Genomic DNA, 11,720 nt, shown 5'->3' on the forward strand with positions numbered 1-11,720 from the left:
TAGCGAAAAACCATCTGCAATTCATCATATGAAAGGACAAAACATGATTAACGGGTTAGATATCGAACGTTTCCGAACTACCATGGCAGCGATTGAAAACGACCATACAAAAGGCAAGGCAGCATTACGCGCCGATTCGCGCTGGGTATCCGGCACGAAGAACGAAATCTCCGTGCGCCGCTTCCATGCCTTTACCACAGACGAACCGAAAAACATGGGCGGTGAAAACGCCGCCCCAAGTCCGATGGAATACCTGATCGGCGCTGCGGCAGGCTGCTGCTCCATAGGTTTCGAGTTGCAAGCAGCACAAGCAGGCGTGAAACTGGAACAGTTTGAAATATCCGCAAGCGGCGGTATCGACTTGGCCAAACTGTTTGGCATGGAAGATGGCTACGGCGGACTGGATAATCTGGTGCTAACCGTAAAAGTAAAAGCCGACGCAGACCTTCCTACCCTGCAAAATTTCGCCGACCGCTCCGCCGCCACCTCGCCAGTGTTGAACAGCCTGAAAGCGCGGGCAAAAGTGGTTGTGGAAAAAATCTAGACGACTCAAAACGTTTTCTTGTTTTCATTTCATTAAAAGCCCCTTTTCTGGACAACTAGAAAAGGGCTTAATCGCTCAAAGGAGTACATGACATGCAACAACTGCACACTCTGAAAGACATCGAACAGGCCATCGCCACACACCCTTTAGTATCACTGTACATCAAAGCCCCAATCTGCGGTGTTTGTACGGTCGTGGCCGCCCAGCTTGACTCAGCTTTGGCAGAGGAAGGAAATGTGTATGCCGTAAAAGCCGATATTGCTGAAATACCCGAAATGGCCGGACGTTTCCACGTGCTGACCGCACCTGCATGGCTGCTGTTTTATCAAGGCAAGGAAGTAGAACGGATGGCCCGCTTCATCCCTCAGGAACAAATGAAGCAGACATTGGCAAAATGGACAAAAGTAGCAGAAAGCGGGCATCAGTAACCGGTCTATCAATGTTTCAGACGGCTGCGGTCTTGATAATGATGCAAGTGGTCAAATTTTTAAGATGATTTGCAAAACACTTAAAAATTTGACCGCTCTTTATTACGAAAAAGGTCGTCTGAAACGGCTTGTAGACTGAGATAATGATTGATGAAAAGCGGTGATTTATACATTAAAACAACTTCCTGAAAATCCCCTTTGACATTCCCCATCTTTCCCTTTAAAATACGTTCAAATTTTTAAACATATAAACTTAAAAGGCCGAATATGCCGCAACAAACCATGAATTTAATGCGCGAGTGCATTCCCATTTTTACCGTGTTGAGTGATGAAAACCGCCATCAAATCCTGCGTGTGCTGTGGGAACACGGCAAGATGAATGTGAATGAGCTGACCGAGCATCTGCATCTGTCGCGCCCTGCGGTGTCGCATCATTTGAAAATCATGTTGCAAGCCGGTGCGGTGGCAGTGGAGCAGGTCGGCAAAGAGCGGTTTTACAGTATTGCCATGGCGGATGCGGTGGCGAGGTTGAAACAGCTTGCCGATTTAATGGCTCAAAATTGCCCGCTTTCAAAATAGGGTTATCCGTTAACCCTTTATTTTTACCCAAATACGTTTACATTTTTAAACTTATAAACTTAAAGGAAAGAATTATGTTATTTACCCCGTTCACTTTTCCAAACGGAAAGACTGCCAAAAACCGTATTTTCAAATCCGCCATGGAAGAACAACTTGCCCAAAACGACCAGCCGTCTGAAAAACTTGTCCGCCTGTACGGCGCTTGGGCAGAAGGCGGAGCGGGTGTGTTGGTTACAGGCAATGTAATGATGGCTGAAAGTGGCAAAGGTTCGATAAACGATGTGGTGATTTCAGACGACCGCAGCCTTGAGATGCTGAAAAAATGGGCGAAAGCCGGCACGCAAAACGACACGCTGCTCATCATGCAAATCAACCATGCGGGCAAACAGTCGCCTGCGGTGGTCAATAAAACGCCGCTTGCGCCGAGCGCCGTGCCGTTGGTGGGCATGGACGGCTTTATCAATCCGCCGCGCGAATTGAGTGCCGATGAAATCAACTGGCTGATTCAGCAATTCGTGCAAACCGCGAAAATTGCCGAACAGGCAGGCTTTTCAGGCGTACAAATTCACGCCGCACACGGCTATCTCATCAGCCAATTCCTCTCGCCACACCACAACCGCCGCCAAGACCAATGGGGCGGCAGTTTGGAAAATCGTATGCGCTTCCTTTTGGAAACCTACACCGCCATCCGCGCTGCCGTTGGCAAAGATTTCTTAGTCGGTGTAAAACTCAATTCAGCCGATTTCCAAAAAGGCGGATTTGACGAAAGCGAATCGGTGCAAGTGGTACAAAAGTTATCGGAAATGGGCATTGATTTTATTGAAGTTTCCGGTGGCAACTACGAAAGCCCGCAAATGCTCGCCGCCAAAGACAGTACCCGCAAACGCGAAGCCTTCTTCATCGATTACGCCGAAAAAGCCCGAGCAGTCAGCCAAGCTCCACTGATTATCACCGGCGGCTTCCGTTCACAAAGCGCAATGGAGGATGCCTTATCCAGCGGCCATTTGGATTTGGTAGGTGTTGCCCGTCCGTTTGCCTTAGTGCCTGATTTGGCGAACCAAATGCAAAACGGCACTTACCAAACCGTACAAACCGACCGCATCAAAACAGGCGTAGCATTGGTTGATAAAAAAGCGGGCGCAATGTTGGAAATGAACTGGTATATGATGCAAATGGACTTGATCGGACAAGGCAAACAGCCTGCTCCCAAATTGTCGGCATGGAAAGTTTTACTGAAAACTTTGTGGGAAAATGGAAAAGCAGGTTTAAGTACTGGCAGATCTTGATGGGGTAAGCAGGGATTTGAAGGAGGATTAAATTTTAAAATTTAACCGTATTTAAAAGTATGGAATATAAATAAATTGATACTAAAAAACCGTTTGAATCTTTAAGTTCAAATGGTTTTTAGAATTTTAGATATCCACTGAGCGATACAAAAGATCCTGTTCTTTGAAAGTTGCTTAGAATAAGAATTTTAAAAATACTAATTAAATTAATAAGTTATGATTATAATTTATAATCATAACTTAACATAATATAAATTAATTTCCTTTTCCCTATTCTTCTACAAATTCCGCTTATTGTTCCTATATGTCAAATGAGAATTAGTAATACTTTAGAGAGTGTGCTCATAGTACTCCAATTTTTAGTATCAAATCAATAGGTTTTAAGAAATTTGTCAGTTTAATTATGCTATAACTCTATCACTTAATTATTTAGTAGTGGAATAGGGCCGTGGGGACATATCCCAAGCTCTTTAAATTCTTTGAGAATAGAGAAATGCAGTACAAATACTTGGTAATGTAAATGCCACCTAAATTCTAAAAACTAGTAAAAGAGGTCCGTTTTAAGCCATAAGGGACCTGAAAACGGAAAGACCACATATCCTAACCTAATTATTAATATCAGCTTAATAATCAAGTAAGCCTTTCGCTGCTTATCGTATGCAGGAAAACTGCTACAATAAAATAACCATTAATAAACCATCCCTTGAATCTATTCAGTCTACCTGAAACCCAAAAAGCAGCATGCACATGGTTTTACAGAAACCCTGTAAACGGCAAAGCTATCTCTTTAGAAAACGCATAAGGAAAACAACATGAATCTAGCCATCACTGGCTCCAGCGGCAACATCGGTGGTATGGTCGCCCGTCATCTGAACACACGCGGTCTGCCGCTTATTCTGCCGCTGCGCAACCCTGCCAAAGCGCCCAATCTCACGAACTGCGAGGCGCGACGGTTTGCCTATGGCGATTTGGAGCTTGCTAAGCAGGCTTTAAATGGGGTGGACGTGCTGTTTATGGTGTCCGCCGCCGAAAGTCCGATGCGTGAACAGGAGCATTTGACTTTGGTGCAGGCTGCTTCGGAAGAGGGCGTGCAACACATTGTCTATCTCTCTTTCGCTCAAGCAGCGTTGGACAGCACCTTCACGCTGGCGCGTACCCATGCGGTTACAGAAAATGCAATCCGGCAAACAAATATGCGCTACACTTTTCTGCGCGACAATTTTTACAGCGAGATAATGGCAACGATTACCAATACAGAAGGCATCATCGCAGGTCCAGCCGACGATGGGCGCGTTGCCTGCGTTTCGCAACGCGATGTCGCCCAAGCGGCGGCAAACGTCATTGCAGATATCGCATATAGCAACCATCGTCACGATAATCAGACCTACACGCTGACCGGCTCCCAATCATTAAGTTTTGCTGAAATAGCCGCCGTATTAACCGAAATTACCGGCAAACCGCACTGCTACCACAATGAAACTGTGGAAGAAGCCTTCGCCAGCCGTAAAGCTGAGTATCCTGATACGCCCGATTGGCAGATTGAAGCCTGGGTTTCTACCTACACTGCCATTGCCAAAGGCGAGCTTGCTACCGTTTCAGATGACCTGTCGCAGTTGTTGGGACGAGCACCACTTAGTTTTGAAGACGTAGTAAAGGCACAATATGCAAAATAATCTTGTCCCATTTATCGAGTTTCGTGGTACAGGCAAGCATTATGACGGCAAATATGCTGTGCGCGATTTGGATTTGACCATTTATCAGGGTGAATTTTTCGTGTTGGTAGGTGGCTCGGGCAGCGGCAAATCCACCACTTTACGCATGATTAACGCGCTAATTGAACCGACCGATGGCAACGTTTATCTGCATGGGAAACGGATTAAAGACTACGACATCCGCCAGCTCCGCCACCAAATTGGTTACGTATTGCAGCAAATCGCGCTTTTTCCCACCATGACCGTCGCAGAAAATATCGAACTCATGCCTGACGTACTGGGCTGGCCGAAAGCCGAACGCAAAATGCGTGTGAATGAATTATTGGAGCTGGTGGAACTTGACCCTGCGCACTACCGCGACCGCTATCCGCACGAACTTTCCGGCGGTGAACAGCAGCGCATCGGCATTTTGCGAGCCATTGCAGCCAAGCCCCAAGTTCTGCTGATGGACGAACCGTTTTCAGCACTTGACCCGCTGGTGCGCACCGTGCTGCAAGACCAAATTGCTATGATTCACCAAAAATTTGGCACCACTATCGTTTTCGTTACCCATGATATGCAGGAAGCCGCCAAACTCGCTTGCCGTATCGGTGTAATGCATAATGGCAAACTGGTACAAATCGGCACACCTGAAGAAATCAAAAAGCAGCCGGCAAATGATTATGTGCAATCGCTGTTTTCCACCGCCGACGCACCCGATGCCGAACGCATCATCCACCAATTCTTACGGTTGGATAAACAGGGACAGGAAGCTGTGAGAAGGGCAGTGTTATGATGGTGAAGGCCGTCTGAAACCTCTTTCAAGGCGCTAATACCTTGCTGTAAAGCAAACATAAACATCTATTATTCAACATACTAACCATAACAATTAAAACTATGTTCTCATCCCTAAACGTTACCCCGGCAGAACTCTGGCAAATGCTGCTTACGCATTTATGGCTTTCCAGCCTGACTTTGCTCGCGGCAGTGGCGATTGCAGTGCCTGCGGCCGTGTTGTTTGCGCGCAGACAGCGGGCAGCGGAAGCGGTATTGCAGTTCACCAATATATTGCAAACCATTCCGTCTTTGGCGCTGCTGGGTTTGCTGATTCCGTTTGTCGGTATCGGTTCGCCGCCTGTCTTGATTGCGCTCACGCTATACGCGCTGTTGCCTATTTTTCAAAATACCTATTTGGGGCTGACCCAAATCGACCAATCGATTCAAGATGCGTACACCGCATTCGGCCTGTCGCGCTGGCAATCATTGTGGCGGATTGAGCTGCCGATGGCTTTGCCTGCCATGATTTCAGGCATTCGCACGGCGGCGGTGCTGATTGTCGGCACGGCAACTCTGGCGGCGCTAATTGGCGCAGGCGGCTTGGGTAACCTAATTCTGCTCGGCATTGACCGCAACAACATGATAATGACGTTTACCGGCGCATTGCTCTCCGCATTACTGGCTGTCGGCGTAAGCGGCATTATCGGGCTGTTGCAGAAATCGCGACGCAAGTTGCCGATTATTCTTGCATTGGCGGTGGGCTTCGGCGCACTCGGTCTGTCTCAGATTTCATTTACACCTGCTACAAAAAACGTGGTGGTTGCCGGCAAAATGGGGAGTGAGCCGGATATTCTGATTAACATGTATAAATTATTGATTGAACGTGAGAATTCGAACGTGAAAGTCACAGTCAAACCTAATTTTGGTAAAACCACTTTCTTGTTTAACGCACTGAAAAGCGGCGAAATCGACATTTACCCCGAATTCACAGGCACCGTGCTGGAAGCCTTAGTACAAGTGCCAACTGAACAGAAAAACCGCCATCTGGCGCCAGATGAAACCTACCAACGGGGCAAACAATTATTGGCGGAACAATATCAGCTAGAGTTTCTGCCGCCGATGTCTTATCAGAACACTTATGCGTTGGCAGTCAAAGAAAGTTACGGCGCGGCGCACCAACTGAAGACAATCAGCGACTTGAAGCAGGTAGCGCCCAATATTCGGGCAGGTTTCTCACTAGAGTTTACCGACCGAGCGGATGGCTATAAAGGCATGCAGGCAGCAGGTATCACGCTGAAACATATTGTTAGCCTAGAGCCTGCCCTGCGCTATACGGCGCTGTTGAATGAAAAAATCGACCTAGTGGAAGCCTTTTCTACCGACGCAGAATTGAAGCAATACCAGTTGCGCCTGCTGAAAGATGATATTTCCCTGTTCCCCGCCTATCAGGGCGCACCGCTGATGAAAGTAGAATTTGCTGAAAAAAATCCTCAAATTGTGACCGCACTTAACCGACTGGCGGGAAAAATTAGCGAAGAGGAAATGAGCGAGATGAACTACCGTGTGAAAGTGCAAGGCGAAAGCGCGGAAAACGTGGCTCGGAATTATTTAGAGAAAAATGGGTTGTTAGGAAAGTAAAATTGGCAGTAGGCTACCTGAAAGCATCAAATTCTTAGGAAGGTATTATGAAAACCGTAAAAATCAAAGGCTTCTGCATCAACCATTCCGAGATTTTCACGCGTGAAGGTAAATCGCCGTCTGTCCAATTTCTGCGCATCTTGGGCATTGAATGTGTGAGCGAAGTGGCGCAAAGTTCCACACTTGCGCTGGCGGTCGGACAAAAGGTCGTCTCTATTATGGGAGAGAAATGGGGCGCGCCTTTGACGGCAGCTACGCCGAATATGTGTTGCTGCTAAACGAGCAAATTTACCCCAAACATACCGATTTGGATTGGACAACCCTTGCCGCAATTCCCGAAACTTACTACACCGCGTTCGGCTCATTACAGCAGCTTCGTATCGCGCCGCAAGATCGTGTATTGGTGCGTGGTGCCAGCAGCGGTGTGGGCATAGCCTTTGCAAAGCTTCTTAAAGTACGGTTTCCGCATATCGTATTACACGGTTCAACGCGTAATCCTGCCAAAGCTACCCATCTGCAAGCAGTCGGATTTGACGAAGTGATTACTGAAGCCGATGGCAAACTACAAACCGACCAAAGCTATGACAAAATTCTGGAATTGGTCGGGCCGGCAACTTTGTGTGATTCTTTCACCCGCATCAACGAATACGGCATCGTCTGCAATACAGGGCAGCTAGGTAATATATGATACGTAAACGGTTTTGATCCGATTATCGAACTCAAAAACAACAGCTATCTCACCGCCTTTCATTCGGGCAATGTGTCGCAAGCCAAGCTGGATGCGATGTTTGACTATATCTGGCAATTTAATGTGAAAATCTTAATTGAACGCGTGTTTACATTGGAACAAGTTCCCGAAGCCCACCGTTTTTTGCAAAGCGCGGACGGGTTTGGGAAAGTGGTGGTAGTCAATGAATAGGGCTATCTAAAATTCTATCAAAGAAATTTAATCATGCTTTGGAATAAAACTGTGATCTGAATTGGTTTCATGGATATTGATAAAGAGAAGGCCGTCTGAAATTCTTCAGATGGCCTTTTATATTTGAATTATGTAAGTGATTGTACAATGATTGTACAACTAGAAGAAACAGGACTTAGCAGACTAACATACTAGAATTATAAATTTAACATAATATAAATTAATTTCCTTTTTCCTATTCTTCTACAAATTCTGCTTATTGTTCCTATATGTCAAATGAGAATTAATGATACTCTAGAGAGTAAGTTAATAATACTCCAATTTTTAGTATAAAATCAATGGTTTTTAAGAGAAATGTGGCTGCTTAATTTACCACTTTTTCCCTGAATGGTGGAATAGGGCAGGGGGAAATGTCTCTTTATCCCTTATTTCGACCGTTCGGACAGACTTTTTTCCATTCATCCCATTCGCTTTACCATCGGCATTATCCCCGTTACCATACAAGATTCATCGTCATTCTAAAACTTTTCAGTCATGACCGCCCTCCAATCCTACCATCTCACCTTCGCCCGTTTTTCCCCCTCACTTTCAGTCCGTTCCTTCACCGCCTCCGAGGCGGTCAATACCGCTTACCGTGTCGAAATCACCGTTACCTCGACCGATTCCTCAATGCCGCTGTCTTCTTACCTCAACCAGCGCGCAGCGTTTGAGATTCGTCCGCAGGAAGGCTTATTGTCGGAAGTGGCCGGGGCATTCGGGTCTGCTTCAGACGACCCGCCGGCGAAGCAATGGCAGGGCATTATCACCTCATGCGAGAAGTTGTCGGTATCCAAGGATGAAGCCGTTTACCGCTTTGTTTTAGAGCCGCGTTTCGCGGCAATGAAACATTTCCAAACCTCCCGGCTGTTTCAACACCTAACCGTCCCCGACATTGTTGCCGCCGTCTTCAAACACCACGGCTTCTCCGGTGTCGACTACCGTTTCCAAAAGAGCCGCAACTACGCTGTACGCGAGTATGTCACCCAATATCTCGAAAGCGACTTCGACTTTATCAACCGTCTGTGTGAAGAAGAGGGCATTTGGTATGCCTTCGAACAGCATGAACAACATGGCGACGTAGTCGTCTTCGGCGACAGTCCCGCACACTATTGGCGCAGCCAAGGCTTACCCGTTTCCTACCGACCCCATGCCGGATTGGAGAGTGTCGGTACCGAAGCACTCTTCAACTTAAGCATCCGCCACAACCCCATCGTCGAAGGCATACGCACGGCCGACTACAACTACCGCAGTGCCGATACCGACCTTTTTGCCGAAACCGACAACAAACAGTCCGAAGAATCAGCCGACAATACCGTCTTATTGGGCAAACAGCAGCACTGGGGCCTTCATCCCAAAACAACCGACGAAGCCCAAGTTCAGACGACCCTGTTGAAAGAAGCCAACCTCTGCCGTCAAACCGTCGCAGCCGGCGGCGGCAACGTCGTTTCGATGGCACCGATGAAGGTGTTCCAAACCGATGTCTCCTTCCCCGAAGCACCCGACGGCTGGCTGGTACTCAGTATGGAACACAGCGGCAGCCGAGATAGCGCCTACAGCCATACCTTTACCGCCATCCCCGCCCAACTCACCTACCGTCCCGAACGCACCACCCCGCGTCCGCATATCGACGGTACCTTACCGGCACGGGTCACTGCTGCGGAGAACTGCACCTACGCCTATATCGACGATATGGGCCGTTACCGCGTCAAATTACCGTTTGATTTGGACGAATGGAGTCCGGGCGGGGAAAGCCGTCCCGTTCGATTGGCCAAACCGTATGCCGGTCCCGAATACGGCATCCACTTCCCCTTACACGAAGGCACCGAAGTGATGCTCTCCTTCGTCCAAGGCAATCCCGACCGTCCGTATATCTCCGGAGTGATGCACGACAGCGCCCATACCGACCATATTCCTGCCGATTGGAATACCCGCAACGTTATCCGTACCTGGGCGAACAACAAACTGAGGATGGAAGACCTGCAGGGACAGGAACACATCAAACTCGCTACAGAATACGGTAAGACTCAACTAAACCTTGGTCATATTGTTGATAGTGAACGAAAAATCCGGGGAGATGATGGACAGGGTTTTGAACTAAGGACAGATCATTGGGGAGCAGTACGTGCAGGAAAAGGCTTATTTCTGTCTGCAAATGCCCAAAGTGCTGCCAATGGTGAAGTTCTAGATATGGAGGCAGCCATTCAGCAATTAAAAGAAGCATTAGATATGGCACAGGGTTTGGCTAAGGCCGCCAAACGTGCTGAAATCCCTCTAGGTGATCAGGATGCAAATGGGGGGAGTCAAGATTTAATGGATCAAGGGGGGCAATATGGCAGTAGCAGTCTGAGTAACTTGGATGCTAAAGGTTTGAAAAATGCCGGCCTGATTGCCAGTGCACCGGCAGGTATTGTATTGAGTACACCAAAGCATATTCAAACCAGTGCTACTGAAAACATTCTTCATACTGCGGGCAATAACATTCATAACAGTGCATTTAAAAAATTTACTGTTGCTGCCGGCGAATTGATCAGATTTTTTGCCCAAACCATAGGCATTAAAATGGTTGCGGCTAAAGGGGACATTACATTACAAGCCCAACAGGACAATATTACTGCTGCAGCGGCCAAAGATATCCGTATCGATAGTGTAAACGGTGAAATCACTATTTCTGCAGCGAAAAAGCTTACTTTAGTTTGTGATGGTTCATACATCACAATCGGAGGAGGGCAGGTTGAAATTGGAACGCCTGGTCAGATTATCAATAAATCATCTGCTTGGCAGAAAGTCGGTCCTGCCAGCCAATCCGTCCAAAGCTCTATGCCCAAAGCGGCCAAAGGGCAACTTGAGTTGCTTCATTATTATGCAACGCCAAAGAAAGATGGGGTAGCTGGAGGCAAATTCACAGTTATCGATAGCTCTGGACAAGTGCGCAAAGGTATTTTAGATAGTAATGGTTATGCAGTTGTGAGCGGGCTGGCTGAAGGTGCAGCAAAGGTGGTCTTTGGTAAAGATCCGAGAGATGGCCATGATGAAAAAGATATCATCGAAGAAGCTTTTAGGGTTTTGCCAATTGGTAAGCAAATCACATCAGATAAAAATCAAATTACACAATTTGAATTTGCGAAAAAAGAAGTGAATTCACTTTTGGCAGATGTTAAAAATTTGGCTTCACAAGTACAAGCATTGAAGCAAGTTTCTGACAACGTAAAAAATCTATCGTATAAAGATTTAGCCAAAAGCTTATCCATCAAGCAACAGCCTGTTTCAGCTGAAAAGATTATATCTAATATCAAAAAGAAATAATCTGAAATCCATTCAATTTTTATTGTTATATCAGTTTATATTTTAAAGAGTAATATCCAGATGTCTTCGCAAACAACACCACATACAAAAGTTGCAGTTGGTCCTAAAAATACTTTTACCAAAGATGCCCGAGCAGGAGCTAACAAATTTGACAGTTGGCTCAGACAGATTTCAGACGGCTATATCACTTTGGATAGGCTGGCCATGGCTGCCGGATCCATACCTGTAATCGGCAATGCAATGGCTGTTGTTGACACAATGTTTGTGATTAAAGAGATGGTCAACAAAAAAGATACCAATACACTCGACTGGATGAATTTAGCTATTAATGTTATCGGGATTATTCCGGGAGCCGGTAATGCAGCAAGGGTAACATTACGTCCTACCTTGCATTTAGTACGGGATCAAGCATTGCGGCACAAAGGACTTCTCACAGAACCTGTTGTTACTGCAATTGTCAATCACTTCTTAGAGGGGCATAAGGGAGATATTGAAGGCTATATAATGACTATCCAA

11 protein-coding genes are annotated in these 11,720 nt (G+C 46.7%); all 11 read left to right on the plus strand.

Going from position 1 to position 11,720, the window contains the following annotated elements:
• Nucleotides 1–43: 43 nt before the first annotated feature.
• The 11 genes from CYJ98_RS03400 (at nucleotide 44) to CYJ98_RS03450 (ending at nucleotide 11,204) form a co-directional block, all read left to right on the plus strand.
• On the plus strand, nucleotides 44–544 hold the full coding sequence (locus tag CYJ98_RS03400; RefSeq protein ID WP_240315434.1) for an OsmC family protein: 501 nt from the start codon (nucleotides 44–46) through the stop codon (nucleotides 542–544).
• A gap of 92 nt (nucleotides 545–636) precedes the next feature.
• Nucleotides 637–972, plus strand: coding sequence for a thioredoxin family protein (locus CYJ98_RS03405; protein ID WP_101756253.1), 336 nt, complete (start codon nucleotides 637–639; stop codon nucleotides 970–972).
• Nucleotides 973–1,239: 267 nt separating this feature from the next.
• Complete coding sequence (locus CYJ98_RS03410) at nucleotides 1,240–1,551, plus strand: ArsR/SmtB family transcription factor (RefSeq protein WP_070591088.1); 312 nt, start codon at nucleotides 1,240–1,242, stop codon at nucleotides 1,549–1,551.
• A gap of 74 nt (nucleotides 1,552–1,625) precedes the next feature.
• Complete coding sequence (locus tag CYJ98_RS03415) at nucleotides 1,626–2,837, plus strand: NADH:flavin oxidoreductase/NADH oxidase family protein (RefSeq protein WP_101756254.1); 1,212 nt, start codon at nucleotides 1,626–1,628, stop codon at nucleotides 2,835–2,837.
• 812 nt (nucleotides 2,838–3,649) lie between these two features.
• Nucleotides 3,650–4,510: an SDR family oxidoreductase gene (locus CYJ98_RS03420; protein WP_101756255.1), complete on the plus strand. Its 861-nt coding sequence runs from the start codon at nucleotides 3,650–3,652 to the stop codon at nucleotides 4,508–4,510.
• Entirely contained in the window at nucleotides 4,500–5,324 is an 825-nt protein-coding gene (locus tag CYJ98_RS03425) for an ABC transporter ATP-binding protein (protein ID WP_101756256.1), read from the plus strand. Before CYJ98_RS03420 ends, CYJ98_RS03425 begins: the two co-directional genes overlap by 11 nt.
• Before the next feature lie 101 nt (nucleotides 5,325–5,425).
• The gene (locus CYJ98_RS03430) at nucleotides 5,426–6,943 is read left to right on the plus strand and encodes an ABC transporter permease/substrate-binding protein (RefSeq protein ID WP_101756257.1); all 1,518 of its coding nucleotides are present in this window, start codon (nucleotides 5,426–5,428) and stop codon (nucleotides 6,941–6,943) included.
• 47 nt (nucleotides 6,944–6,990) lie between these two features.
• Complete coding sequence (locus CYJ98_RS03435) at nucleotides 6,991–7,221, plus strand: alcohol dehydrogenase catalytic domain-containing protein (protein WP_199903558.1); 231 nt, start codon at nucleotides 6,991–6,993, stop codon at nucleotides 7,219–7,221.
• Nucleotides 7,173–7,631: a hypothetical protein gene (locus CYJ98_RS03440; protein ID WP_199903559.1), complete on the plus strand. Its 459-nt coding sequence runs from the start codon at nucleotides 7,173–7,175 to the stop codon at nucleotides 7,629–7,631. Before CYJ98_RS03435 ends, CYJ98_RS03440 begins: the two co-directional genes overlap by 49 nt.
• Nucleotides 7,632–7,727: 96 nt before the next feature.
• On the plus strand, nucleotides 7,728–7,862 hold the full coding sequence (locus tag CYJ98_RS03445) for a zinc-binding dehydrogenase (protein ID WP_234394578.1): 135 nt from the start codon (nucleotides 7,728–7,730) through the stop codon (nucleotides 7,860–7,862).
• A gap of 534 nt (nucleotides 7,863–8,396) precedes the next feature.
• Nucleotides 8,397–11,204 carry a type VI secretion system Vgr family protein gene (locus CYJ98_RS03450; protein WP_101756258.1) on the plus strand — a complete coding sequence of 936 codons (2,808 nt, stop codon included), beginning with the start codon at nucleotides 8,397–8,399 and terminating at the stop codon, nucleotides 11,202–11,204.
• The last annotated feature ends 516 nt before the right edge of the window (nucleotides 11,205–11,720 follow it).

The sequence above is a fragment of the Neisseria perflava genome (assembly GCF_002863305.2).
Taxonomy (GTDB): Bacteria; Pseudomonadota; Gammaproteobacteria; order Burkholderiales; family Neisseriaceae; genus Neisseria; species Neisseria perflava_A.

Coding starts and splice junctions, on each gene's coding strand:
- CYJ98_RS03415 (WP_101756254.1), top strand. CDS start 1,626: ATGTTATTTACCCCGTTCACTTTTCCAAACGGAAAGACTGCCAAAAAC.
- CYJ98_RS03435 (WP_199903558.1), top strand. CDS start 6,991: ATGAAAACCGTAAAAATCAAAGGCTTCTGCATCAACCATTCCGAGATT.
- CYJ98_RS03400 (WP_240315434.1), top strand. CDS start 44: ATGATTAACGGGTTAGATATCGAACGTTTCCGAACTACCATGGCAGCG.
- CYJ98_RS03445 (WP_234394578.1), top strand. CDS start 7,728: ATGTTTGACTATATCTGGCAATTTAATGTGAAAATCTTAATTGAACGC.
- CYJ98_RS03420 (WP_101756255.1), top strand. CDS start 3,650: ATGAATCTAGCCATCACTGGCTCCAGCGGCAACATCGGTGGTATGGTC.
- CYJ98_RS03425 (WP_101756256.1), top strand. CDS start 4,500: ATGCAAAATAATCTTGTCCCATTTATCGAGTTTCGTGGTACAGGCAAG.
- CYJ98_RS03440 (WP_199903559.1), top strand. CDS start 7,173: ATGGGGCGCGCCTTTGACGGCAGCTACGCCGAATATGTGTTGCTGCTA.
- CYJ98_RS03430 (WP_101756257.1), top strand. CDS start 5,426: ATGTTCTCATCCCTAAACGTTACCCCGGCAGAACTCTGGCAAATGCTG.
- CYJ98_RS03450 (WP_101756258.1), top strand. CDS start 8,397: ATGACCGCCCTCCAATCCTACCATCTCACCTTCGCCCGTTTTTCCCCC.
- CYJ98_RS03405 (WP_101756253.1), top strand. CDS start 637: ATGCAACAACTGCACACTCTGAAAGACATCGAACAGGCCATCGCCACA.
- CYJ98_RS03410 (WP_070591088.1), top strand. CDS start 1,240: ATGCCGCAACAAACCATGAATTTAATGCGCGAGTGCATTCCCATTTTT.